Below are 22307 nucleotides of genomic sequence, written 5' to 3' on the forward strand. Positions count from 1 at the left end.
GCAGAACGATGCTGAGAAGAATTTGCCTTGGAAACCTCGTGGCGATGCTTTTATGGACCGCCTTAGCTGCTGCGCAATCCCCACCAGGCCCTAGCGCTCATCACCGACAGGTCCAGATCCCTACTCGCCCCGCCGCACTCTTCACTGGCGAGCAGGGCAAACAACGGTCGGAGATTCACTACGATCCCGCTACCTCCAACGTTACGATGAAACTGCTGGTGCAGGACCCGGCTGGCTATTTTATTCCCAACCTGCATCGCGATAACTTCGCCGTCTATGAGAACGGCGTGCGCCAGCAGAACGCGACCGTTGAGATCGAACATGCTCCCATCACTCTGGGTATTGTGTTGGAACATGGAGGCCGCTACAAGGGCTTCAACAAGACCTCTTCCGATGAAGTTCTCAGAGCGGGTCAGCAGCTTCTTGGCGAGCTCGGCCGGCAGGACAAGGTTGCCATCTGGGAGTATGCCGACAGGGCACAACAGGTCGCAGATTTCTCGACGGGTCACGAGCGGCTTGAACAGCTTTTTATTACTTCCGGTGTTCCCGACTCGTCTGAGACCAACTTCTACGATGCCCTGGTCTCGACCTCTGAGGCCATGAAGACGGTCACTGGTTGTAAGGCGTTGATCGTCATTACCTCCGGCGTCGATACCTTCAGCAAAGCCAAGTACGCGGACGCGCTGAATGCCGTGCGCGCGTCCGGCACTCCGGTCTACATCATCAACCTTGGTCCCGATCTGCGCGAGGCCGCCAAGAGCTATGCGAGCGCCGGGCCCTACGCGCACCTGGATTGGCAGAAGACCGAAGCTCAACTTAGAGAGATTGCCAACGTCTCGGGAGGTCGAATATACACCGAAAGCGGCGTTCTGGACCTCACCCCAGTTTATGACGACCTGATGGAAAACCTGAGAGTGCGTTATGTGATCAGCTATCGCTCCACCACGAACGGTCCGCTCGACGCCGCACGAACCGTTCGGGTCGAACTGGTTGACCCGACGACAAATGGCCCCGTGGAGATCATCGACGCAAATGGAAAGGTTATTCGATCGAAGGTCGTCGTAGAGAACAGCTACGAGCCCAACGCCGCTTCGACCTAAAAGGGCGGTACTTGTTCAAGGGGATAAACGACCTGAAAGTGGCTGGTTCGTCTACCCAGGAACGTAAAGGCAGGTCCCTCGAAGGAACTGCTCGGAAAGGAGAAAAACGATGAACTACAAAAGCTATTCCCGCTTGCTGCAGAAGAACTTATTTGCATTCATTTTGAGCGCGGCAGGCCTGCTCTTCATCGCAGGCTGCCAGTCGAAACAGCCTTCTCCTCCACCACCGGTGCCACAGGCTAATGTCGCTCCAGCCGACACTCAGCATGATGCGACGCAAAAACAATACGGGCCAGACGTGGAGGCGCAACGGCAACAGAACCAGAAGGAAGCTGATCAGACCGTTGACAAGGAAGCTATCGCGGCCGTCGAGCAGACCCGACAGGCGCTCGCGGCGATTCAGGCGAACAAGAAGACAGAAGCCTTGGCTGCCCTGGAGCGGGCTACCGGGAAGATTAATATTCTGCTGGCGAGGAACCCAAAGTCCGCACTGATCCCGACGGATGCTGAAGTAGTTGTTATCGATACCGCACCGCAAGATCGCAAGGCCATCGGTCATCTCACCCAAGAAGCCACTATCGCCATGAACATCAACGATCTGCCTGATGCGCGTGTCTTGCTGGCAGGTTTGGTGAGCGAGATTCGGCTCCGCACCACATGTATCCCCTTAGCCAGCTATCCAGCCGTCCTCCTGGACGCAGCGCGGCTGGTGGACCAGGGCAAGAACCAGGAGGCGGAGGCAGTTCTTAACACGGCGCTGAATACACTCGTCATCGTCGATCACGTGACCCCGCTGCCCTTACTTCTCGCTCAGGCTGCCGTCAAGGCTGCCGATTCGCAACGTCAGGATCAAGCCAAAGAGCGGATCTTGCTGGAGACGGCAAAGAATGAACTGAATCGAGGAAGAGAACTAGGCTATCTGGCCGGCGACTCCGACTATAAAACCTTGGATAAACAGATCTCCGATCTCGAATCCACGATTCAGGGCAAGCACGATATCGGCTCTAAATTCTCAGATCTGCGCGACCGAATCGCTACATTCTTGAAGCGCCAGAAGGAACATGAACGACGATGAGAGGACGCAGGCGACACGCCTCTGCATAACCATCAGACACGAAATCCGGCCGTCCTTCCAAAAATGTTGTCGGAGGTGAGAAGGGCGGCGGAACAGCAGATAAAGAAGCCTCCTCATTAGGAGCGACACACGACTGCATTCTGCAGGCGCCCCGCCGCACGGCCTTGCTGAGGTATGAGTTGAGATGCCAGATCGGGCCACGCTTTGTCACTGCCCGACCGCTTCCTGCATCCCGCCCGGGAGCGGGTCGGGTTCACGAGCTGAGTCGGCATTCACACCTTCCGGCACGCATCTTCGGCACTCTTCAAATATGGTTGGGGGAAGCCTCAGTTTGTCAGAGCGAACTCAATAGTCACTCTACCCTACCGTGTCCTGAGCGAGTCCTCAGAGTTTATCACCGCTTCACTCCAACATAATTCATCTATCTAGGCATTAAGTGAACAGTTCCGGAGTTGTACGGTAATGTTGTCTCTATTCTCGTTGTTGTATTCTTCGAAGCTATGCTCGACGCTTGCCACCTCACCGCGCCCGAGATAATACCTGACGAATTCTCCCACACGGGGAACTGGAGGACATCCCGATGGATTACCGCCGTAGATGTCATAGTCGATCCCCTCAGAATCAGTAACCCGAAGATTTACCGTATGTATCGTGGGCCGTTCAAACGAATCGAAGGAATTTATCTCTTTTGCCTTGCGTGCCATCAACTCTCCTGCTAAAGCCTATCACTTTATCTCGTGCCAGCCCCTGTTGACTCGGGCACTCTCTTCGACTGCCGAATAGTCGCTGCGGTCATTGTGAAGAGGCACGCAAGTAGCTACCTACTACGTCACCCATGGATGCTAACGCTCATTCGACAGGATTAGGGGAGAGTCTTGCTGCGCGTCCATCTGTGGAGGCGCGGAAGATAAGTCCATTAACGCAGTAGGCCGAGTCGAGCGCGACCTTATGCTCGACGTATGGGGCTTCGCCAGTCTTGCTGTTCTTCCCAAGGACCTTCACGGCGCCAAAGCAGTCTTTGCAGCGGAACTCCGTATCACCATCCGAAAGCGCGGCAGCAACCGTTTTGACCTTCCAGTAGGATTCATAGCCGCCACCCTGCTTCACACGTCGCCGTCTGACTTCACATTCGTAAATCTTCTCGCGCTCCAGAGCCATTTCACCTTTGATTCGTCAAAGTTCAGTTGGGATGCCGGAGAGAAGAAAACCAGAATGCCTGGAAGCACCCACAGCTTAGGGATCGCCAAATAACTATCGTGTTGTCGGACGCTGCCTCAATGATATTGCCTCTACTGGTCCCGGTTTGCCAAAAAGAAAGCCCTGATAGGCGCGGCAGCCGTGGAGGGGAAAGGAAATCCCGCTGTTCTTCTGTTTCGACCCCTTCGGCGTGGACGACCAGATCTAGGCTTTTTCCTAAAGCTATGATGGTGCGGAGAATAGCCGCATCTTTGGGATTGGTAAGTACCTGCTGCACAAAGGATCGATCTATTTTCAACTGGTCCAAGGGGCAGATCTTCAAATAAGCAAGCGATGAATATCCGATGCCAAAGTCGTCTAGCGTGAAGCATACGCCACGAGCTTTCAGGGCGGTCATTTGGTGTGGGTTTCCTCCATAGTGCCGAACATTGCCCTTTCGGTGAATTCCAGCAGGAGTTTTCGCGGATCGACACCCCCACGAACGACCACTCCTAGCAGCCGTGTTGCAAACTCCGGATGGCAAAACTCGCGAGCGCTGATGTTGATCGCGAGCGTGAGGAGCGCCGTATCGGGCTTTACACTCCAGGCCCTTAACTGGATGCACGCGGCTTCCACCACCCGTCGGCCGATGGACTCGATCAATCCCTGTCTGGGGCCGCCACCAATATCGGCCAAATCTCATAGGACCAATAGAGAGGGTGGGGTGCGGCGTGTTCTTGCTCGATGTGAGACTCGGCTATTCCGGAGCGGTAAACCCGGTCGAGTAACACAAGACATTTGTCTCCGTCCGGCAGAATCTCGGCGAAGGGCTTGCCAATCATCTGTTCTCTGCTCTTACCAACCAAATGGCACAAGGCAGGGTTCACATAACTTACTATTTGCGCGGGGCCCTCCATGCTGGACATTGGCAGGCGTGCAGAATCAAGGATGTCGTACCTTCCCCCATTGGCCCGAGGGCCAGCCGCTGATCTGTCCTGACGAAAGATTCGGAGCGGGTGAAAACCTTTCGTTCCCAAGAGCGGGGTCAGAGGCGGGCGCAACTTTTACCAAGCTTTTGCCCGGTCTCCGCCTGTATCGCAGCTCCAGGGAGCACTACGGAAAATGTCGTTCCTCTGCGTTTTCCATCTGTATTGGATCGAACCCATATGGAGCCGCCGTTCTTAGCCACCAGTTGCTTGCACACCCATAACCCCAGTCCGGTTCCAACCGTCCCTTTGGTCGTGAAAAAAGGTTCGAAGATATCCTTCACCGTAGCCGCATCGATACCTCTTCCATTGTCGGCCACGGTCATTCTGATGTACCGGCGCCCAGTACTAGGAGACCGAGAAGCGGAACAACGCAGCTTCACAACGGCGTTCTCTCCCACCGCATCAAGGCTATTTGCGAGCAGATTCGCCAGCACCTGCCGCAACTCCCCGAAGACTGCCATCACTTGTAGATGCTCTTCGCACTGCTGCTCAATCGCGGCCCCACTGGATCGGATCTTCGACTGCAGCAGGTCGACAACCGAGGCCATCAAAGCTGAGACGGAGGTGGTCGTAGCCTCTGCGGACTCGCGATAGAATCCCAGCGTCTGTCGGGTGATATGCGCGATACGCAGTAACTCCCCATCAGCGATCTCCAGATACTCGCGGGCGGAATCGGGACGGTCGACGCTGGCACGAGCGAGATAAAGGGTGTTCATCACAGCTTCGAGCGGGTTGTTGATCTCGTGCGCAATGCTCGCTGCCAGCCGCCCAGCACTTGCCAACATTTCACTTCGCAGCAGCGCTTCCTGAGCCTGCTTGCGCTCCTTCATCTCTGCCTGCAGTTTCGTATTAAGCGCCAGCGCCGCCTCCGTAAGTTCTTGCTGGCGCACGGCCGCACATAGCAACGCCTCGTTCATCGCCGTTACGCGGCGATGAAAAGGTGCCGTTTCTGTGATCTGGATAATTACTCCGGCTGGCCGGTCATCTTCAGATGATTCAGCTAGAACGGGCCAGATCTCATAAGACCAATACAGAGGATGAGGTGCGGCGTCCTCTTGCTCCGTGTGAGATTCAGACTTTCCAGTGCGGTAGACCCGATCGAGTAGCAGGAGACATTTGTCTCCTGCCGGCAGAATTTCGGCGAAGGGCCTGCCAATCACCTCTTTGCTGCTTCTACGAGCCAGCTGGCATAATGCAGGGTTGACATAACACACAATTTGCGTGTCTCCCTCGACGATAGCCATTGGCAGACGTGCAAAATCCAGCAGGTCGTATACGCACGGATGGCCCAGAGCCCCGCCGACTTTACGTGCCCCGTCCAAGAGTTCGTCAGTAGTACGCGGTCTTAGCCTAAATCCCATAGAGGTGCTTACTTTCTGGTGGTTGGCTTACGTCTAGGTCTTTTCCCTGGCGGGTCCGTTCCATCTGCTCGGGAACGCCCGTGATCAAACCCTCATAGCCCCGGAGCCGCGGTCCTATGAGAACGATTCCATCAGAGGTGATCTCATATTCCCGGATGTCCTTACTGTGATTGCCGCCACGCATTTTAACGACGATCATCATCTTCTTCAGTTGACCGTCAATCTCCACATAACGAAACCGGATAATATCGTCAGTCAGAAATGAAATCGAGTAAGTGCTGAAGGGAAGTTCGGTAAAGGACTCCTCCAGTTCGACTGTGCTCAGGATGGTCACGCCGATTCCTGTCAAGGCACTGATCATCCGGTAGAGAGATTCACGAAAGTCGGTGCGGAAGCCTGGCGCCAGCGCCATCTCAAAGCCCGCCAGCGAATCGATCACCAAACGCTTCGCGCCTATCCTTTGCACCGCGTCGAGGATCTCCTGCATGGTTTCATCGACCGAAAGATCCAACGGGCGAAGGTAGAGGATCTCGAGTTTGCCGTCGCCCTGCGGCGTCTCCAGGTCTAGACCAAGCGTGCCCGCCCGCGCCACGTATTCTTTGGGACGTTCTTCAAAGACCGCAGCTATTCCCGCCTCCCCTTGACGTAGGCCTTCGGCTAGAAACTGTGTTGCCAGGACCGATTTTCCCGTTCCCGACGCTCCTGCGACCAGAAGACTGTCGCCCTCGGGGATACCCCCTCCCAACATTTTGTCCAGCTCCGGAATACCGATAGAGAGCCGTTGCCCGGTCACATCCTTATTTGGTCGCTTGGTGAGGCCAAGGGTTCGTGAGAAGGCCTGCAGTCCCGCATCGGTAATACGGAATGTGTGCAGTCCCGGCACCGACGCTTGCCCCCGCAGCTTCATGATCTGGAACTTACGCACAATCGAGTTTCGCTCCGCCGTCTGGTAGAGCCAGAAAAGGCCATCCGCCACCGTGAATACGGGATTGTCGCGCATCTCCGCCTCGGCATACTCCCCAATCAGAAAGGTCGTCGCCTGCCAGCTCGTCAGGTGAAGCGCGAGTCGCTGCACGAACCCCTGCAACTCCATCTCGGTGGCTGCGCCAACCGCTTTGCGCACGACCGTGCGAAATGAGTCCACGACTACGATTCCAGGATTAGTCTCTTCTACTTGTTTGCTGATTTCTTTCAGCACGACGTCAAGGTCCTGCTCCAGGATCAGCTGGCTCAGATTAACGAAACGGATAGAACCGGGCAGCTTCTCTTGGTCGAAGAAAGAGTACTGCTGTTGATATCGCAGCATCTTCAGCGCAGGTTCGCCCAGAACTGTGAAATAGAGTGCCGGCTTTTCCGGAGTCGCATTGGCGAACACAAATTGATGCGCCAGAGTCGTCTTCCCGCATCCTGGCGAGCCCGCAATGATGTTGAAAGAATACTCCGGCAGACCGCCGCCCATGATCTCGTCCAGGCCCGGAACTCCCGTCGGCAGTTTGTTAATGGTCACCTTATTCTTACGGCTCATGCTTTGCTGTCCCTTCCTCAGTCAATGAATTGAACGATTCATCGGGCCAGACATCTTTGATCAGGCGCAGCGTTAAAGACTCCCCAATGAACGTAACAAGCAGCCCGATCACGTGAGCGATAAGGAGCGTTCCTGCCTCGGCATCACGGTTGTCCAGATGTGGCTCAATATCGCCATCCTCTAACGATCCATCCGCAGTGACCTGTACCGCGTCGAGGCTCGGAGCCTCTCGCTTGGCCAGTGTCAAGGCGCGCAAAAGAAGCGAGTGAAAACCGGCCCCTCCCGCAAGCGTTGTGAGAGGCCGCCGCAGCTTCTCGCAGACGAGAAATGCCGCAGGCACACCCGACTCCGAGGACACAACCGCTTCATCGGCAAAGAGCCGCTCAGCAAAATCGCGCAACTCTGGGGTGACCGGGTTTGTCATTCTCGTCGAATCGTAAAGTAAGGGATTGATCTTTAGACTGAGATGCTAGATAAGTACACGCCGTTGTTCCCGGTCTGGAAACTTTCGGTCGTAGAGTGCCTCCCTGATAGACGCGCTTCTATCCCCCGCCAAACACGCTCTTTAAGCATCCTCTTTCGGGCTAGCGAGCGGTTTTGCGTGAGGGTTTCGCGCCTTGCCTCAGGACTGGAAATGCGGAGTTCAGGGCGACGCAAACGACCAGATGCTGGCCGCGATCGTAAACATGCTAGCGATATGGCTGTCCGCTATATCGGAACTTCGTTCACACCGCTTCGTGTCGCCGGTATTGGTGTGACTTTTCAGTGGTTGCTCACTTTGCCGACGGTTCGCATGGTGGACAGTCCTCCCAATATCGATGAAGAAGTGGAATATTTACTTGAGACGACTGCCTTTGAGATTGGAGAAGTTGCCGTTCCCGCTGATGATGCACCAGCGATTGCCATTATCGATTCTGAAATCAACGAAGCTCCCCCGTTCTTGCGAGCTTAGTTTTCGAGACCGCAGGCTTCCCAGCAAATCTTGATGCCAGCGATGTACGCGGTCACAGAACAAAGTGAGTGGCATCGCCGCCTATGGAGATGTTCGTAATTGCATCGAACGATATGACTTCGCTCCGCGCGTTCATCTATTCAGCGGCAAGGTCAAACGACCAAGGGAACATCGACGATGTAACGCTCGTTGCGTCCAGATGTCCTCCTCGGCGGCGCCCGCGCCCAAAGCGATCCTAGGCAAGCAACGATGCCTGGGTGGGCCTTGAGAATCAATCATTTTCCTCAAAATTGTATCCTGCTAGGCGACGTATCCGGACGTGATCGGGGCTACCGTTCTAAGGGTAGTCGCTTTTGTGCCAACAGTTGTCTTACGAACCTGTCGGTTGTCTTCCGAGATTTGCGTTGCCTTTCGCGGAGAGCCTTTGCGGGGCTGCTTCTCAGCCGGTTTGCCAAGGAATTCACGAAGCCGTGTAACGACTGCCTTTTTCGTCTTTTAGGTTGCATTCCCAGAAGACGGCCACTTCCCATCCAAGTGCCGCCAACGCTGCTTGGGCCGTTTCGTCTCGTTTCGCGTTTCGCACTATCTTGTCGTTCCAATAGGTGCTATTTTGTGAGGGGATGCGCACGCCCTGCCCGCAATCATGGCCGTGCCAAAAGCATCCATGCACGAAGATGACCCTTCGGAGCCTAGTGAAGACGATGTCAGGACTCCCCTGAAGATCCTTACGGCACACCCTGAACCTGAAACCCAACTGATGGGCGAGGCTTCTTACCAATAGCTCAGGCCTTGTATCCCGGCTCCTGATTGCGCGCATAATGCGGCTGCGGGCTTCTGTTGTTTGAGCCATTAGCAAGTCAACCCTAGACTTCAGTTGCCATTCTCGATTAGCTGACCACACCGGGGCAGGGGAGCCCGAAGCGCCCGTGTACCGCCGTGTCCTTCCGAAACGCTGTGACCTTCTCTAGGAAATCCTTACTCTTCTCGCTTTAAGTCTGTCGATCCACAGTTGCAATGTTTTGGGAGTCGCACTGAACAGTCCATCTGATGCGTCCTCATCAGGTATTTGATGCGCTGCTCACTGTCAAGAGCAGTGCAGACACAAATCACGTCTCACTTAAGACGCCCAGCGATATCGTTTGCAACAAGCGCGAGATAGTTTTCCGCTGTAACAACTGCTTCCTCTGCTTCCGTTGCAGTGATAAGCGCAATGTCGTAAAAAGCGTCATTCCGCTTACGGCGCATACGGTCGAACAGCGCAAAGGTCGGAGCCAGCGCCGGATCGAGATGTTGTTGGGAGAACTCGATGATTACGCGGTGGTGTCCAAGCTGGACTCTGGCTCGACTTCCGTGACTCAACATCAAGGCCAGCGAACCCTTAAGCATCGCCTCATATGCAATCTGATAGGCGGCTTCCGCATCAATCGCCAGATTCTTCCTGGCGGCGACTGACTTGTTCTGTGTGCTGGCAAGGAACTGTTCGACCTGTTTGCGGTTGACGGGTTGGGGTTTCGTTGTCTTCATGCCGCGATCAATTCAACTCGTTTTCCGTTCCAAATATCGCTGAGGAATGGATCGTGACCGGCCAGCTTACGTTTCAACTCCTGATCAACAATCACGGTGTAGTTTACTTCTCGATTCAGGAGCTTCTCAAGACGGCCTGCCGCGCTCGCAAGCTCGCCCGCCTCAGGCTTACCAACGATCAAAACGTCGATATCACTGGCAGTGTCTTCTTCCCCCTTGGCGAAGGAACCATAGAGGTAGGCGGCCTGTATTCCCGGAATTTTTCTCAATGCTTCGGAGACCGCTGGAACGACACCAATTGTTCGTTGCAGGATCGTGAAAACTTCTTTCAGGAGCGGGTATTTCTTGTTAAGGCTGTAATACTTCTGGTTTCCTCGAAGCTCGGATCGGAACAGGCCTTCCTCTTCGAGACGACTCAGTTCACGGGAGAGGTTCGTGGGATCAACGTGCAGGAGCGCGGCGAGTTCGCGAACGTAATGAGAAGCGGCCCGATTCACCAGATAGTGGGTTAATAGAGCTCTGCGCAATTTGGACCGGAGAGCAATCATCGCAGTACAATATTACCATGACTGTAGTATAAAAATACTACGATTCCTACCCTGCTCTAGCGTGTCGACGATGCACGCGCTGGAGTACGCTCTCGGGTATTCTCATCGTCTTATAGGCGCGTTTGAACCGGCTCTCCTCGCTGCCCCATTCGACCACTCCTGGTTCGCCGGTGAACATCCTGCGGATCGTATTCTCGCTGACACTCCATAGTTTAGCGACTTCGATCACGGAGTAGTGCTTCTCCAGCGCTGGGTCCGGCAGGGAGTATTCCGACCCGGAGGTGTATGAACCCATCGCCTTCCTGAACATACGGTCACGGGTATCCGGTCGCATAAACTCTCGGAGACACGATCGTTCTGTCTCAGGACAAGAGTAGGGCGCAGACGGACGGCTTATCGCGGAAAAAAATTCCACACGGTGTCCAAAATGGACACCGTGTTCGCGTCTTCAAGGGCGCTTTAGAAGCTCATCCCAGGTGTTCCGAAGTGGACAAGACCTCGATTTGGCCGACAACCTTTACTTCTGCGATCTCGAAATCCGAATGACCTGTCCGCATGTAGCAGATAACCTCTTCCAGAGAAAGGGCCGCAATGCGCAGTGTCCGACCTTCCTTCCCTTGATCGGCGCGCATATGACCCGATACTTCAAATAGTAGAGCTTTCCGCAAAGCTCTGTCCTCGTCCCGCAGTTCGCTCTGACGTGTCCCTTTGGCCATAACACTCCACTCCTTTCGAGATTCCTCCCCTGACCAGTCAACCCGTACAGAACAACGTGTGCATAATACCTCCGCTATGGAGTGAAGTAGTACCATAAGGCCTGGTGGCCAAAGAGGAACACATTCCTTCCCGGCGCACCGGCAAGACCTCGCTCGGAGCGAAAGTGTTTTCCTACTACACCCAGGAAGAACGTCGACTGCTGGAGAAGGCGGCAAAGCTGGAACGCCGCAGCCTCAGCAGTTTTGTTGCTCTCGCCGCGCTCGATCGAGCGCAAAGGATCATTGCCGGCAAGTGAGCGCCTTCAGAAACGGACACCGAGCTTCCGATCTCGTAATGCTACCATTATGCAGTGTTGAACCAAGCCAATTGCCGATGCTGTGCGGGCAAATGCACTACCGCATCCGGCTGGAGCTGTGTGGCTGTTTCTGTACTTGCTTAGTAACGATCCCCTCTGTCCTCCGTGTTCTCTCAGGCACCGCGAGAGAAAGACAGGCTGCGCCCAGCGTCGCGAAGATTCTGCTTCGCATGGGCTGACTTCACTCTCAGAATAAACTTTGTGAGCTTGCCCATGCGCGCCTGCGGGTTTCGGCTCCCCCTAAAGGTCTCCCCCGAAAAAGCATCTTCCCGCCACTGGGAGCAGCCTTCTCTCGCGCCCTTGCGGGAGCGTGTCCTGAGAGAACACTCCGGGGCCACAAAGGAGATCACAATATGCAAGCGCAAACTTCCATTCAGCATCAGCTCACCAACACCATCACGCACGGAAATTGCATCCAGGTAATGCGCGAGATGCCTGCACAGAGCGTCGATTTCATCCTCACCGATCCGCCGTACCTGGTGAACTACCGCGACCGTGATGGACGCACCATTCAGAACGATGCGAACGCCGACTGGCTCAAGCCCGCGATGCGGGAAGCATATCGGGTGCTGAAGCAGGACCGCGTAGCCATCATGTTCTACGGATGGACGAAGATCGATATGTTCTTCGACGCATGGAAGGCTGCAGGTTTTAAGCCTGTCGGACACCTGGTGTTTCGCAAGACCTATAGCTCGAAGAGCAGGTTCCTGAGCTATCGCCACGAGCAGGCATATCTGCTGGCGAAGGGCAGACCGCCACTACCGAAGCAGCCACTGGCTGACGTGATCGATATGCCATACAGCGGCAACAGGCTGCATCCGACACAGAAACCGGTAGCGGCGCTGGCTCCATTGGTTCGTAGTTTCACGTTGTCCGGCGAACTAGTGCTCGATCCCTTCACTGGGAGCGGCTCGACCTGTGCGGCAGCGCTGCTAGCGGGTCGCAGGTACCTTGGCATTGAACTCGATGCTGAGTTCCATGAGGCGGCCTCGCAGAGATTGGACAGAGTGAATGAGAGGATCGCAAAGCGGTCCTCTCCTGTACTCATTCCCACCTTGCGGTGAGTGTACCCGCGTGCCCGTCGCGCCTCAAGGCGAGGCATCGCCCTGAGTTGTGATTGTCTCAGCCTTGACCCGCGGCGCGCCCGGGGAGCCTTGCTGATCATCGTGGGAATGAGCATATCCGCGCAGTCTGCGCGGGAAAGCGAGTGCTTCTAGCCAGATTCTTCCTGATCTATTAGACGTTAGTTTCACCCCATCCCAGCGATTCATTGCGATATTTTCAGGGTGTCCTTTTTGGACACCGCGTGGAAAATCTTTCCGCCGAAAGCAGCCCCCATCCGCCATACCTTCGCTCCAGACATTGCAACGGGGAGTGCCCCTCGCCGAAGCGCAAATGAAAGGAGTCTATGCAAAACCCTCTTCCCCTCAAACGTCCTCGCTTCCCGTGGATGCGCAAGCATTTCCGAATGCTGGGCATTCCTTCGCTGATGTTCTTTGCGTCTCTACCCGTTTACGCCCAAGCAACCGGTGGCGACCCGTGGGACAACGCAGTCAACGTTCTTAAAACCGCGTTCACCGGCACGATTGCGACCGGGCTGTCGCTGGTCGCAATCGTCGTCGGAGGATTGATGTTCGCCTATGGCGAAGGCCAGTCCAAGAAGGCCCTCGCCGGAATCGTCTTCGGTGTTGGTATGGCCATCGGCGCAGTCAACTTCATGGCTTGGCTCTTTCCCTGAACAACGGAAGAGAGGAGGTGATCCATGTCCAAGCCAGCGGACGGGAGGATGAGTCCGGTATTCAAAGCCATGAACCGTCCGCTGACTGTCCTCGGAGCGGAGCGACGGCTGTTCTTCGTCGCTCTGATCTCCGGGGGTGCGATCTTCTCCCTGCTCCATTCCTTGCTCGGCGGAATCGGCTTGTTTGTCGTGGGCGTCATCGTCGCCCGCATTGCGACGAAGCATGATGTCGAGATTCTGCGCGTGCTCTTCAACTCCGGTAAGTTTCGCCGCCGATACGACCCCATGAAGTGGGAACCGACCGCAATCACGATCAGGAACCGCAATGCTCAGAGTTGACCACATCAAGAAGGATTGGAAGGAAGCGGGATCGTTCGCCGCGCAGGTGAACCTGTACGGCTTCTGGGACGAGCACTGCTTCCTGACGAAGTCAGGCGACCTCGGTGCGGCTCTGCACATCGGCGGTATCGACTACGAAAGCCTGGACCGGGCCGGTCGGGACTATGCGGTCAAGCGTCTCGAAGCGGCCTTCCGCTCGCTCGATGATAAGTCCCGTCTCTATCAAATTCTTTTCAAACGCAACCGGCCAGCGATTCCACACGCTGAGTATGAAAACCCGCTTGTTCGCGCCGCTGCGGAGCAGCGCAGCAGATTCCTGCAATCGAAGGCAGACCGTCTTTACAGCATCGATATTTACTGGGTCGTCATGATCGACGGCAGCTACCAGAAGACCGGCCTGCTGCACGCGCTCGCGCAGTTGCCAAAGCACCCGCGCTCGTCGCTGCGCGACCTGCACGCCCTCCTCTCCGGAAATAAGGAACGCGCGCTGCTTTATGGACAGATCGAGCGCGACCGGCTGAGATTGCAGCAGAAAGTACAGAGTTTGAGTGGGCAGCTCAGCGACCTCACTACGGTCGAGCTGCTAGGGGCGGAGAAGACCTTCCGGCTTGTCCGGCGTCTCGTCAACTTCCGCCCCTCCAAGATCAATGACGCTCCGCTGTGCGGTGCACGTCATCTCGACTGGCAGGTCTGCGGCTCGGAGCTGGAAGCTCATCGCGGCTACCTGCGGATGGACGACGATTATGTCCGCGTCCTCACGTTGAAAGAGCTTCCCGGCGAGACCCGGCCATTGATCCTCAGTGGCCTGCTCGACATACCAGCGAACTTCCACGTCGTCACCGAATGGCATCCCGTCGATAACGCGAAGGTGCGCAAAGAGATCGCCTCGCGCCGCCGGCACCACCACAATTCGAAGACCAGCTTCATCTCGAACCTTCAGGACCGGCAGAACACCGCGAAGCAGGACAATCTGGTCGATGACTCGAAAGCCGCCGCCGTCGCGGAGCTGGGGAACGCGCTCACCGCGATGGGCCTGGAGGGTAAGAGCTTCGGTGAGTTCACTCTCTCTGTCGTGATCTATGACGAGGACCGAGTAAAGGTTGAGCACGCTGTCGCCGAGTTCCAAAAGCTCTTCACCCAGCATGATGGACTGCTGTATGAGGAGCATTACAACCTGCTCAATGCGTTCTTCGCGACGGTTCCAGGCAACAAGCAGTTCAACCTTCGCAAGCAGTGGGCGCTTAACTCCAACTATGCCGACCTGTCGTTTCTCTTTACGGTCGATACCGGCTCCCGCTCGAACCCGCATCTCGAACGCGAGTACCTCGCAGTTCTCGAATCGACGCACGGGACGCCGTATTTCCTAAACCTGCACGCGGGCGATGTGGCGCACACGCTGATGCTCGGGGCAACGGGTGCCGGGAAGAGCTTTGCGGCTTCGACGATTCTTCAGTCCGCGCAGAAGTACGAGCCGCTGACCTTCGTGTTCGACCTCGGAGGCAGCTACGAGGCACTCACCCGCGCCTTCAACGGGACGTATCTGAACGTCGGCCTCAAGAGTCCGGGCTTCAGCATCAATCCGTTTTCGCTCGAACCCACGCATGAGAGCCTGAACTTTCTCTACCTGTTTCTCCGGGTACTCATAGAGTCCGGCGGCCGTTACGAGCTGAGCACCGCCGATGAGAAAGCGCTCTACGTTGCGCTGGAGCGCATCTACAAGCTGCCCCGTGAGATCAGGACGCTCACCAACTTCGCGTCCATTCTCGGGCCGCTGGGCGAACGGCTGCACCGATGGACCCGGTGCGGATCACAGGGGGCCGGGCAGTTTGGATACCTCTTCGACAACGTTGACGACACGCTGACGTTCTCCCGCTTCCAAACCTTCAATTTCGATGGCTGGTCGGAGTATCCCGACATTCTGGAACCACTGCTGTTTTACGTCCTACAACGGGCGTCCGCGGAGATCGAGAGACCGGAGATCATCGGAACCTTCAAGATCTTTCTGATCGATGAAGGATGGATCTTTCTTAAGAACAAGATCATCCGCGACTGGATCATTCGCGCCGAGAAGACGTGGCGGAAAAAGAACGCCGCCATGATCCTGGCCACGCAGTCAGTCGTTGAACTTGCCACCTCCGACATGCTGCACATCATCAACGAGTCCTGCCCGACCAAGATCTTTCTGTCGAATCCGAATATCGATCGCAAGCTGTACGCAGATACCTTCCAGTTGAACGACACCCAGCTTGAGCTGCTGGAGTCGTTGGTGCCGAAGCGCGAGCTACTGCTGATCCAGCCGCGCGGCACCAAGAAGCTGGTGCTCAAAGTCGATGCACTCGGTTACTGGATGGCGACCAATAATGCGCGCGACAACATTCGCAAACAGGATTACTTCACCCGCTTCGGCCCGGAGCAGGGATTGCTGCGCCTGGCTGAAGACTATCCCAACCCACTTAACACATAAGGAGAATCATGCGCCCATCACCCATCGTCCCGCTCTTACTAGGCTTGGCCACGACCGTGGCCCACGGCCAGCAGACCGCCCGTCTCGTGAAGTACCACGCCAACGACATCGTGAATGTTCGCGCAAAGATGCGCTACACCACGCTGATCGAGCTTCCGACAACCGAAAAGATCATGGAGGTCGCTACCGGCGATAAGGACTTCTGGATCATCGACACGGTTGGCAATTACTGCTTCCTGCACCCCGCAAAGGAAGGCATTCATTCCAACCTGAACCTCATCACCGACAAGGGCACGGTGTACTCGTTCACGCTTGACGATGTCGAGTCCGGCGATCCCGACCTGAAGGTCGTGATTCAGCCGTCCGACCCTTCCTCGCTGGCCGCCGCCGACGGCGTAAACAAGATCGTTTCGGGCACCGAGGTAGAAGCCGCGCGCGCCCAGGCGCAGGTCGCACAAACCCACGCTGCTGCTGCGGTCGAGCAATTCCGTGCCGACTATCCTACGGCCGCGCTGAAGTTCGATTATGCCTACCACGGCGATAAGCCCTTCGACGTTTCAGCGATCTACCACGATGACAAGTTCACCTACATCAAGTCGTCGGCCCCTGAGAAGTTTTCCGTTTACGAGCTGAAGGATGGCAAGCCCGACCTCATCACGTTCCAGTTGAAGGACGGCACTTACGTCCTTCCCACGGTCGTCGACCACGGCTACCTCGAAATCGGGAAGCACAAGCTCGACTTTCAGCGGAAGGCTCGATAGGAGAGGCGCGATGCCAGACGAAAAGCAAATTTCACCAACAGAACAGCAACCGGTGTCACTGCCTCCTGAGAACGCCTCCGGTCTCCGCGACAAGCGCGCCCAGCCCGAAGGCGTCGTCCCCAAACAGGCGCAGAGCTACGTCATTGCTGGACTAGCCGTGCTCATCCTGATGGCCGTCATGTTCTCGAAGAACCATGCCCGGCCTGTCGCGAAGGATGTCGTGCCTGCTCCCGTCTCTATGTCCACGGACCTGAACCAGCGGAAGATTCAGGAATTGGAGCAGGACCTGAGCGCGGACCAGCGCCAAAGCCAGCAGCAGGCTCAGAGGACGGGTGCTGAGACGTTACAAGCAGGCATGGCGACTAACACCAATCCCGCGCCAGCAGGCGTTGCGCCTCCTGCTTCGCAGTTGCCGCCGGCTGCGCCGGTCGCAAGTGCCGAGCCACCTCGCGATCCGGTTGCGGACGCGGAACGGGCACTGGCCTTCAAAGCCCGCTTTGCGTCGAACTTAGTCTCCGCCAACGATGGCGCTTCGCGCCCATTGGCGGAAGCATCGGGCACCAGCGTGGACGCTTCGGCTCGCTCTTCGAGCTTGCCGCAGGCTCCTGCTGCGCAGGTTGCCATCGCCCCCACAGCCAGCAAACGTGCGCCGGAGGTGAACCTGAACTCCGCGCATGGCCAACCCTTTGCGGTCTTCGAGGGGACCACCATCGACACGGTTTTGGTCAACCGGCTCGACGGCGAGTTTACGGGACCGGTCAAGGTCATGGTCACCAATCCGGTCTACAGCCAGGATCGTCAGCACATGCTGATCCCCGAGGGCGCGTTCATCCTCGGCGATATGCAGAAGGTCGCTGGCCTCGGCCAGAAGCGTCTCGCCGTCACCTTCCACCGCCTGCTGATGCCGGATGGTTACTCCGTCGATCTCGACCAGTTCCACGGTCTCGATCAGGCGGGGTCCACCGGCCTAAAGGACACCGTGAACAACCACTATGTCGAGATCTTCGGTGCGTCGATTGCCCTCGGCGTCATCGCCGGAGCTGCCCAGTCCTCCAACTCTAACCAAGGTCTCTATCAGTCCGGCTCAGAGGCGTACAAGTCCGGCGTTGCCTCCAGTCTGTCGCAGTCAAGCACGAACGTGCTCGACCGCTACATCAACATCCCGCCCACAATCACGATCCGCGAGGGTCATCGGATCAAGGTTTACATCACCCAGGACATGCTCCTGCCCGCATACGAGAACCACGATATGCCAGCAGTGATGTAACGCCTCGTCTGCCCTTTCTACCCACCTACAGCTGCACGGAGGTTTGACCATGAAGTCGACTAAGCTGCACGTCCTTTCACTCGCCGTAACCGCTGCGCTCGCGCCCCTGGCGCACGCGCAGTTCGGCTCCGGCATCGTCTTCGATCCGACACAGAGCGCGCATGCCATCCAGCAGATCACGCAGGCCTCGCAGCTCTACACGACGGCAGTCGCCACCCGCAACCAGGTCGTCACCATGTACAACCTCGCTTTCCAGATGGCGCAGTTGCCGCAGAATTTGGCCGCGCGGTATCGGGCCGATTGGTCGCAATGGTCCAGCTTGCAGGCCACGACGGACACCTACGGTAACACTGCCGCCTTGGTAAACGCTCTGAACTACGGCGCGCTCACCAGTGCTCGGCAGGGCTACAACAGTGCCTATGTGCAGGCGCAGAGCTACCCGGCAGGAGGCTATTCGTCTCTCGATTCCCGCACCCAGGCGACGGTCGCCAATCAGTACGCGACCTCGGAGCTGGCGCAGACCGCGACGACGAACACTCTTGCGACGCTCGGCACGATCCGATCCGACTCCCAGTCGTTCGCCTCGAAGCTCGCCAATCTCGAGTCCGACACCTTCTCCACCGATCCCAACCAGCAGACCACGAACGCTTTGCTCGGCAAGATCAACTCAGCCACGCTGCTCCAGATTCACTCCCAGCAGGACACAAATCAACTTCTCACCGCTTCGATCCAACAGCAGCTTCTCGCCCAAAAGCAGCAGATCGACGCGCAGAACCGCGCTCTCAATAACGTGATTTACTTCCAACAAAACTTCCCGACGACGATGCAGACGGTCAACAGTGGCGTCAGCGATTCAATCCGCTCCATCTCCCTCTCGACGACAGGACACTGAGCCATGCAACAGAACCCCTTCACCTTTTTAGGCCAAGCGATCTCGCAATTGCTCTCGTCGCACAGCGCCGCGCTTCAGGCCGCGGGACTTGACATCTTCCGTGGCCTGGCGACGATCCTGATTGTCTGGTTCGGCATCAAGGCCGCCCTGTCCGCTTCGCAGGGACATGGCGGCTTCCACTTCGCCAAGTTTGCCGACCTGATCCTGATGATCTCGTTCGGCCTTGGCATGCTGACCTACTACTCGACGCCGATCCCCGGCACTGGCTACAGCTTTAGCGACCTCATCACCAAGGAGGCTCTGAGCATCTCCGGGCAGATCGAGTCCGACCAGACGCAAGTGATCGTCGATGCCGTCACCAGCGAGGAGCAGCAGCTCGGCGCACCTCCCGGCAGCTTCAACGTCCTCGAAGACCTTACCTATCTTCTCATCGCAGTCATCCTTGCAGCGATGGAGGCCGTCGCCTTCGCCGTGATTGCCTATGGCTACGTTGCCTCCGCTGTCTGTGTGCTGATCGGACCGATCTTCATTCCGTGGTTCATCGTGCCCAAGATGGACTGGCTCTTCTGGGGATGGTTGAAGGCATTTATCGGCTTCAGCTTCTATCAGGTCATTGCATCGGCCTTCATCTTCGTCTTCTCGAAGGTCCTCACGTCGATGTTTCACGCCATCGGCAACATCAGCATCACCAATGCCTTCACGATCCTGCCTGCGCTGCTCATCACGCTCTTCGTCTGCATCTACGGTCTGGTCAAAATCCCGGAGCTTACCAGTGCCATCCTCAGCGGGCGCACCGGCACCTGGGTCAACCCGATGGGGAACTAACTATGCCGAAAACAGAGGCACAACGCCCAATCACCGATGCCGGTCACAAGTTCCTGGAGTTGTACGCGGAGCCGGTCGTCACCAATACCTATCTCAAGATCTCGATCCTCGTGCTCTCGGTCGTCGCGCTTGCCTTGCTCGCGCTCCTCTATCGCGCACAGACCGCTGCCTTGCGGCTGAAGCCGCTCGTCATCTCGGTCTCGGATATGGGGCGCGGACAGGTTGTGAGCTATGCCGACTTCTCGAAGGTTCCTGTCGAGCGCGTCAGCAAATACTATCTTGCGCGTTGGGCGCAGCTCTACTACGGCCGCAATCACGCCACGCTGCAACGGGACTTTGCCGAATCCCTGCACTTCTTTTCGAACGAACTGCAGGGCGCGACGCTGGCGCGCGTGACGAAAGCCAAAACCCTTCAGGCTTTCCTCCTCGATCCGAGTGCCCCGAATATTGATATAGAGATCAAAGCTGTGGTGCTCGACGACACGCGGCAGGCCCCGTACCGCGCCCACATTGAGTTCGAGAAGGTCGCCTATTCTCTTGGCGACCAGCAGGAGCAGAGCCGCGAACGCTGGACCGCGAATGTGGTCTTCGGCTTCCGCGATGAGGTGCCGAACGCGATGCTGCTCACCAATCCCCTCGGTGTCGTCATCAGCTACGTCCACGAAGACCAGGCTTTCGGGAGCTAGGAAAATATGCAACCGAAGAAGCCCATCGTGCTCTACTGTCCCGACCGCGAGCTGCTGTCCGCCATAGCGTTTGTGCTGCGAGTGCATTCCTATGACGTCACCGCTGTTCATGACGGCGATGCTGCGATAAGAGTGAGCGAGCGCGGTCTCGCCGCCTGCGGCGTGCTCATCCACGCACAGCAGGGTGATCTTGCCGGGCGCCTGATTCATCGCATTCTGGCATGCGCTTCGCAGATGCCGTTGCTGCTGGTGGATCGTGCCGGCGACCTCGCACCCGTCCGCTACGCGGACAGGGTGCTCTATGGCCGCAACACGACAACAGCGCACATCCTCGCTTCGCTTGATGTGCTTTGCCGGCGTAAGCCAGGGCCGCGGCCACGGAGTGTCGCGTGAGATATCTCTCTGTCTGCTCAGGCATCGAGGCGGTCTCGGTCGCGTGGCAGCCACTAGGCTGGCAGCCCGCGATGTTCGCCGAGATCGACCCTTTCTGTTGCTGGCTGCTGCGCTCGCGCTATCGTGCATCCCGGCCCGTTCATATGCCAAGTCCGCATAATGCGCCAACGCGCAAAGAGGCGAAGCAGTGCGCGGCAGACATTCGCAACGTCGTTGCTCTGCCTGCAGATGGCGATGTCATCAACGCTGGCGACTTCACGCGCATAGGAGCAGACGATGTTGGAACAATCGACCTTCTGGCCGGAGGAACACCTTGCCAGTCTTTCTCCATCGCCGGTAAGCGAGCGGGACTGGATGACCCGCGTGGCAACCTCACCATCGAGTTTGCTCGACTTGCTAGCCGACTCAGGCCCCTATGGGTGGTGTGGGAGAACGTCCCCGGCGTCCTGTCGATCGACGATGGACGGACGTTTGGAGCCTTCCTCGGGATGCTGGTCGAACTCGGGTATGGGATCGCCTACCGAGTTTTGGACGCTCAGCATTTCGGAGTACCCCAGCGACGGCGTCGTGTCTTCGTTGTCGGCTGTGCTGGAAACTGGCGAGCTGCCGCGGCGGTACTACTTGAGCGGCATGGCCTGTCGGGGTATCCTCCGCCGCGCCGGGAAGCGGGGAAAGATATTGCCCCTACCCTTAGCGCACGCGCTCATGGCGGTGGCGGCCCAGGATCGTACTTCGATATCGACGGCGGCCTGATTCCGAGCAGAGAGAATATCTCGCACTGTCTTAACGCCGGTGGAATGGGCAGGCAAGACTATGAGAGCGAGACACTGATCGCGCACGCTCTCTTCGCCGAAGGCTTCGATGCCAGCGAGGACGGCACGGGACGCGGTGTCCCGATGATTCCGATTGCCATCTGCACGGCACACACACAGTCGAACGGCAGCGCCTTTTCGGATGGTATCGTGCACACCCTCGAACGTGGCACCACCCAAGCTGTCGCCTTCTCCGTGAAAGACTGCGGTGCCGATGCCAGTGACCTTGCTCCGACACTGCGTGGAATGAGTCACAACGCGAGTCACGCCAATGGCGGCGGCCAGGTGGCTATCGCATTCGCGCAGAACCAATCCGGCGATGTCCTAAGCGGCGAGGTGATGCAATCGCTTGGGACAAGTGCCAATGCGACGGGTCGCAACGCCGCGAATGTAGCGGTCGCATGGACGGGAGAACTCAGTGCGTCGACAGACATTGTCGGGACGATGCAACGCGGTGGCGAAGGTGGCCGGGCCGATGGTGTGATGACCCCGCAGATGGCGGTGAGACGGCTGAAGCCACGCGAGTGTGAGCGGCTGCAAGGATTCCCGGACGATTACACGCTGGTCGAGTACCGCGGCAAGCTGGCAGCGGACGGACCCCGCTACAAAGCGCTCGGCAACTCGATGGCGGTTCCTGCAATACGCTGGCTCGGGCAGCGTATTGCAGCAGTCGATGCCATCCTCCGCGATGGGCAGGGCACCGGGAGTGTCCGATGAGCCAACGAGCGCACATCCCGACGATACTGGCGCACACCTCCCAACCACGGATCGAAGCGAGTCTTCTTCTTGCCCTCGCCGCCCTGGATGA

27 protein-coding genes are annotated in these 22307 nt (G+C 57.3%); 15 read left to right on the forward strand and 12 right to left on the reverse strand.

The window, feature by feature from the left end:
- Nucleotides 1-8: 8 nt before the first annotated feature.
- The gene (locus tag HDF10_RS06180) at nucleotides 9-1100 is read left to right on the forward strand and encodes a VWA domain-containing protein (protein WP_183811676.1); all 1092 of its coding nucleotides are present in this window, start codon (nucleotides 9-11) and stop codon (nucleotides 1098-1100) included.
- A gap of 109 nt (nucleotides 1101-1209) precedes the next feature.
- Nucleotides 1210-2175: a YfdX family protein gene (locus HDF10_RS06185; RefSeq protein ID WP_183811677.1), complete on the forward strand. Its 966-nt coding sequence runs from the start codon at nucleotides 1210-1212 to the stop codon at nucleotides 2173-2175.
- 425 nt (nucleotides 2176-2600) lie between these two features.
- Here HDF10_RS06185 and HDF10_RS06190 read toward each other — a convergent pair whose 3' ends face one another.
- The 7 genes from HDF10_RS06190 to HDF10_RS06225 form a co-directional block, all read right to left on the reverse strand.
- Nucleotides 2601-2879: a hypothetical protein gene (locus HDF10_RS06190; protein ID WP_183811678.1), complete on the reverse strand. Its 279-nt coding sequence runs from the start codon at nucleotides 2877-2879 to the stop codon at nucleotides 2601-2603.
- A gap of 145 nt (nucleotides 2880-3024) precedes the next feature.
- Nucleotides 3025-3333 carry a hypothetical protein gene (locus tag HDF10_RS06195; RefSeq protein WP_183811680.1) on the reverse strand — a complete coding sequence of 103 codons (309 nt, stop codon included), beginning with the start codon at nucleotides 3331-3333 and terminating at the stop codon, nucleotides 3025-3027.
- Between the two features lie 22 nt (nucleotides 3334-3355).
- Nucleotides 3356-3769, reverse strand: coding sequence for an EAL domain-containing protein (locus tag HDF10_RS06200; protein ID WP_183811682.1), 414 nt, complete (start codon nucleotides 3767-3769; stop codon nucleotides 3356-3358).
- The gene (locus HDF10_RS06205; RefSeq protein ID WP_183811684.1) at nucleotides 3766-4047 is read right to left on the reverse strand and encodes an EAL domain-containing protein; all 282 of its coding nucleotides are present in this window, start codon (nucleotides 4045-4047) and stop codon (nucleotides 3766-3768) included. The genes HDF10_RS06200 and HDF10_RS06205 overlap by 4 nt, the downstream gene beginning before the upstream one ends.
- Before the next feature lie 349 nt (nucleotides 4048-4396).
- Nucleotides 4397-5701, reverse strand: coding sequence for an ATP-binding protein (locus HDF10_RS06215; RefSeq protein ID WP_311732683.1), 1305 nt, complete (start codon nucleotides 5699-5701; stop codon nucleotides 4397-4399).
- Nucleotides 5691-7226 (reverse strand): ATPase domain-containing protein, encoded by a 1536-nt coding sequence (locus tag HDF10_RS06220; RefSeq protein WP_183811687.1) that lies wholly within the window; start codon nucleotides 7224-7226, stop codon nucleotides 5691-5693. Before HDF10_RS06220 ends, HDF10_RS06215 begins: the two co-directional genes overlap by 11 nt.
- A complete protein-coding gene (locus HDF10_RS06225; protein WP_183811688.1) occupies nucleotides 7216-7650 on the reverse strand; it encodes a hypothetical protein in 435 nt (144 codons plus the stop codon). The genes HDF10_RS06220 and HDF10_RS06225 overlap by 11 nt, the downstream gene beginning before the upstream one ends.
- Before the next feature lie 273 nt (nucleotides 7651-7923).
- On the opposite strand from HDF10_RS06225, the gene HDF10_RS06230 reads away from it, so the two are divergent.
- Nucleotides 7924-8178, forward strand: coding sequence for a hypothetical protein (locus HDF10_RS06230; protein WP_183811689.1), 255 nt, complete (start codon nucleotides 7924-7926; stop codon nucleotides 8176-8178).
- Nucleotides 8179-8638: 460 nt separating this feature from the next.
- On the opposite strand, the gene HDF10_RS21355 is transcribed toward HDF10_RS06230, so the two are convergent.
- The 5 genes from HDF10_RS21355 to HDF10_RS06255 form a co-directional block, all read right to left on the reverse strand.
- Nucleotides 8639-9028 carry a very short patch repair endonuclease gene (locus HDF10_RS21355; protein WP_183811690.1) on the reverse strand — a complete coding sequence of 130 codons (390 nt, stop codon included), beginning with the start codon at nucleotides 9026-9028 and terminating at the stop codon, nucleotides 8639-8641.
- 263 nt (nucleotides 9029-9291) lie between these two features.
- Complete coding sequence (locus HDF10_RS06240) at nucleotides 9292-9702, reverse strand: hypothetical protein (RefSeq protein ID WP_183811692.1); 411 nt, start codon at nucleotides 9700-9702, stop codon at nucleotides 9292-9294.
- A complete protein-coding gene (locus HDF10_RS06245; protein ID WP_183811694.1) occupies nucleotides 9699-10250 on the reverse strand; it encodes a nucleotidyltransferase domain-containing protein in 552 nt (183 codons plus the stop codon). Before HDF10_RS06245 ends, HDF10_RS06240 begins: the two co-directional genes overlap by 4 nt.
- 46 nt (nucleotides 10251-10296) lie before the next feature.
- Complete coding sequence (locus HDF10_RS06250) at nucleotides 10297-10545, reverse strand: hypothetical protein (protein ID WP_183811696.1); 249 nt, start codon at nucleotides 10543-10545, stop codon at nucleotides 10297-10299.
- 172 nt (nucleotides 10546-10717) lie between these two features.
- Nucleotides 10718-10966, reverse strand: a complete 249-nt coding sequence (locus HDF10_RS06255; protein WP_183811698.1) for a hypothetical protein — start codon at nucleotides 10964-10966, stop codon at nucleotides 10718-10720.
- A gap of 104 nt (nucleotides 10967-11070) precedes the next feature.
- Between HDF10_RS06255 and HDF10_RS06260 the strand changes: the two genes are divergently transcribed.
- The 12 genes from HDF10_RS06260 (at nucleotide 11071) to HDF10_RS06315 (ending at nucleotide 22216) form a co-directional block, all read left to right on the forward strand.
- Nucleotides 11071-11262 (forward strand): type II toxin -antitoxin system TacA 1-like antitoxin, encoded by a 192-nt coding sequence (locus tag HDF10_RS06260; RefSeq protein ID WP_183811700.1) that lies wholly within the window; start codon nucleotides 11071-11073, stop codon nucleotides 11260-11262.
- 413 nt (nucleotides 11263-11675) lie between these two features.
- Nucleotides 11676-12386 (forward strand): DNA methyltransferase, encoded by a 711-nt coding sequence (locus tag HDF10_RS06265; protein ID WP_183811702.1) that lies wholly within the window; start codon nucleotides 11676-11678, stop codon nucleotides 12384-12386.
- A 344-nt stretch (nucleotides 12387-12730) separates the two neighbouring features.
- On the forward strand, nucleotides 12731-13060 hold the full coding sequence (locus tag HDF10_RS06270; RefSeq protein WP_183811704.1) for a TrbC/VirB2 family protein: 330 nt from the start codon (nucleotides 12731-12733) through the stop codon (nucleotides 13058-13060).
- A gap of 24 nt (nucleotides 13061-13084) precedes the next feature.
- On the forward strand, nucleotides 13085-13399 hold the full coding sequence (locus tag HDF10_RS06275) for a VirB3 family type IV secretion system protein (RefSeq protein ID WP_183811706.1): 315 nt from the start codon (nucleotides 13085-13087) through the stop codon (nucleotides 13397-13399).
- Nucleotides 13386-15863: a VirB4 family type IV secretion system protein gene (locus HDF10_RS06280; RefSeq protein ID WP_183811708.1), complete on the forward strand. Its 2478-nt coding sequence runs from the start codon at nucleotides 13386-13388 to the stop codon at nucleotides 15861-15863. The genes HDF10_RS06275 and HDF10_RS06280 overlap by 14 nt, the downstream gene beginning before the upstream one ends.
- Before the next feature lie 8 nt (nucleotides 15864-15871).
- Nucleotides 15872-16624, forward strand: coding sequence for a TrbG/VirB9 family P-type conjugative transfer protein (locus HDF10_RS06285; protein ID WP_183811710.1), 753 nt, complete (start codon nucleotides 15872-15874; stop codon nucleotides 16622-16624).
- A gap of 10 nt (nucleotides 16625-16634) precedes the next feature.
- Nucleotides 16635-17891, forward strand: a complete 1257-nt coding sequence (locus HDF10_RS06290; RefSeq protein ID WP_183811712.1) for a TraB/TrbI/VirB10 family type IV secretion system protein — start codon at nucleotides 16635-16637, stop codon at nucleotides 17889-17891.
- A gap of 49 nt (nucleotides 17892-17940) precedes the next feature.
- Nucleotides 17941-18783 carry a hypothetical protein gene (locus HDF10_RS06295; protein ID WP_183811713.1) on the forward strand — a complete coding sequence of 281 codons (843 nt, stop codon included), beginning with the start codon at nucleotides 17941-17943 and terminating at the stop codon, nucleotides 18781-18783.
- Nucleotides 18784-18786: 3 nt separating this feature from the next.
- Nucleotides 18787-19608 (forward strand): type IV secretion system protein, encoded by an 822-nt coding sequence (locus HDF10_RS06300; protein ID WP_183811714.1) that lies wholly within the window; start codon nucleotides 18787-18789, stop codon nucleotides 19606-19608.
- Between the two features lie 2 nt (nucleotides 19609-19610).
- Nucleotides 19611-20294 (forward strand): VirB8/TrbF family protein, encoded by a 684-nt coding sequence (locus HDF10_RS06305; RefSeq protein WP_183811715.1) that lies wholly within the window; start codon nucleotides 19611-19613, stop codon nucleotides 20292-20294.
- Between the two features lie 6 nt (nucleotides 20295-20300).
- On the forward strand, nucleotides 20301-20687 hold the full coding sequence (locus tag HDF10_RS06310) for a hypothetical protein (RefSeq protein ID WP_183811716.1): 387 nt from the start codon (nucleotides 20301-20303) through the stop codon (nucleotides 20685-20687).
- On the forward strand, nucleotides 20684-22216 hold the full coding sequence (locus HDF10_RS06315) for a DNA cytosine methyltransferase (RefSeq protein ID WP_183811717.1): 1533 nt from the start codon (nucleotides 20684-20686) through the stop codon (nucleotides 22214-22216). Before HDF10_RS06310 ends, HDF10_RS06315 begins: the two co-directional genes overlap by 4 nt.
- Nucleotides 22217-22307: the final 91 nt, after the last annotated feature.

Source organism: Tunturiibacter empetritectus, from assembly GCF_014201375.1.
GTDB classification, from domain to species: Bacteria; Acidobacteriota; Terriglobia; order Terriglobales; family Acidobacteriaceae; genus Edaphobacter; species Edaphobacter lichenicola_D.

Excerpts from the sequence above, each read along its gene's own strand:
- HDF10_RS06190 (WP_183811678.1), bottom strand. The coding sequence starts at position 2,879 with ATGGCACGCAAGGCAAAAGAGATAAATTCCTTCGATTCGTTTGAACGG.
- HDF10_RS06285 (WP_183811710.1), top strand. The coding sequence starts at position 15,872 with ATGCGCCCATCACCCATCGTCCCGCTCTTACTAGGCTTGGCCACGACC.
- HDF10_RS06220 (WP_183811687.1), bottom strand. The coding sequence starts at position 7,226 with ATGAGCCGTAAGAATAAGGTGACCATTAACAAACTGCCGACGGGAGTT.
- HDF10_RS06180 (WP_183811676.1), top strand. The coding sequence starts at position 9 with ATGCTGAGAAGAATTTGCCTTGGAAACCTCGTGGCGATGCTTTTATGG.
- HDF10_RS06290 (WP_183811712.1), top strand. The coding sequence starts at position 16,635 with ATGCCAGACGAAAAGCAAATTTCACCAACAGAACAGCAACCGGTGTCA.
- HDF10_RS06200 (WP_183811682.1), bottom strand. The coding sequence starts at position 3,769 with ATGACCGCCCTGAAAGCTCGTGGCGTATGCTTCACGCTAGACGACTTT.
- HDF10_RS06265 (WP_183811702.1), top strand. The coding sequence starts at position 11,676 with ATGCAAGCGCAAACTTCCATTCAGCATCAGCTCACCAACACCATCACG.
- HDF10_RS06310 (WP_183811716.1), top strand. The coding sequence starts at position 20,301 with ATGCAACCGAAGAAGCCCATCGTGCTCTACTGTCCCGACCGCGAGCTG.
- HDF10_RS06295 (WP_183811713.1), top strand. The coding sequence starts at position 17,941 with ATGAAGTCGACTAAGCTGCACGTCCTTTCACTCGCCGTAACCGCTGCG.
- HDF10_RS06195 (WP_183811680.1), bottom strand. The coding sequence starts at position 3,333 with ATGGCTCTGGAGCGCGAGAAGATTTACGAATGTGAAGTCAGACGGCGA.
- HDF10_RS06215 (WP_311732683.1), bottom strand. The coding sequence starts at position 5,701 with ATGGGATTTAGGCTAAGACCGCGTACTACTGACGAACTCTTGGACGGG.
- HDF10_RS06250 (WP_183811696.1), bottom strand. The coding sequence starts at position 10,545 with ATGGGTTCATACACCTCCGGGTCGGAATACTCCCTGCCGGACCCAGCG.
- HDF10_RS06280 (WP_183811708.1), top strand. The coding sequence starts at position 13,386 with ATGCTCAGAGTTGACCACATCAAGAAGGATTGGAAGGAAGCGGGATCG.
- HDF10_RS06275 (WP_183811706.1), top strand. The coding sequence starts at position 13,085 with ATGTCCAAGCCAGCGGACGGGAGGATGAGTCCGGTATTCAAAGCCATG.
- HDF10_RS06305 (WP_183811715.1), top strand. The coding sequence starts at position 19,611 with ATGCCGAAAACAGAGGCACAACGCCCAATCACCGATGCCGGTCACAAG.
- HDF10_RS06270 (WP_183811704.1), top strand. The coding sequence starts at position 12,731 with ATGCAAAACCCTCTTCCCCTCAAACGTCCTCGCTTCCCGTGGATGCGC.
- HDF10_RS21355 (WP_183811690.1), bottom strand. The coding sequence starts at position 9,028 with ATGGCTCAAACAACAGAAGCCCGCAGCCGCATTATGCGCGCAATCAGG.
- HDF10_RS06240 (WP_183811692.1), bottom strand. The coding sequence starts at position 9,702 with ATGAAGACAACGAAACCCCAACCCGTCAACCGCAAACAGGTCGAACAG.
- HDF10_RS06230 (WP_183811689.1), top strand. The coding sequence starts at position 7,924 with ATGGCTGTCCGCTATATCGGAACTTCGTTCACACCGCTTCGTGTCGCC.
- HDF10_RS06225 (WP_183811688.1), bottom strand. The coding sequence starts at position 7,650 with ATGACAAACCCGGTCACCCCAGAGTTGCGCGATTTTGCTGAGCGGCTC.
- HDF10_RS06245 (WP_183811694.1), bottom strand. The coding sequence starts at position 10,250 with ATGATTGCTCTCCGGTCCAAATTGCGCAGAGCTCTATTAACCCACTAT.
- HDF10_RS06185 (WP_183811677.1), top strand. The coding sequence starts at position 1,210 with ATGAACTACAAAAGCTATTCCCGCTTGCTGCAGAAGAACTTATTTGCA.
- HDF10_RS06300 (WP_183811714.1), top strand. The coding sequence starts at position 18,787 with ATGCAACAGAACCCCTTCACCTTTTTAGGCCAAGCGATCTCGCAATTG.
- HDF10_RS06255 (WP_183811698.1), bottom strand. The coding sequence starts at position 10,966 with ATGGCCAAAGGGACACGTCAGAGCGAACTGCGGGACGAGGACAGAGCT.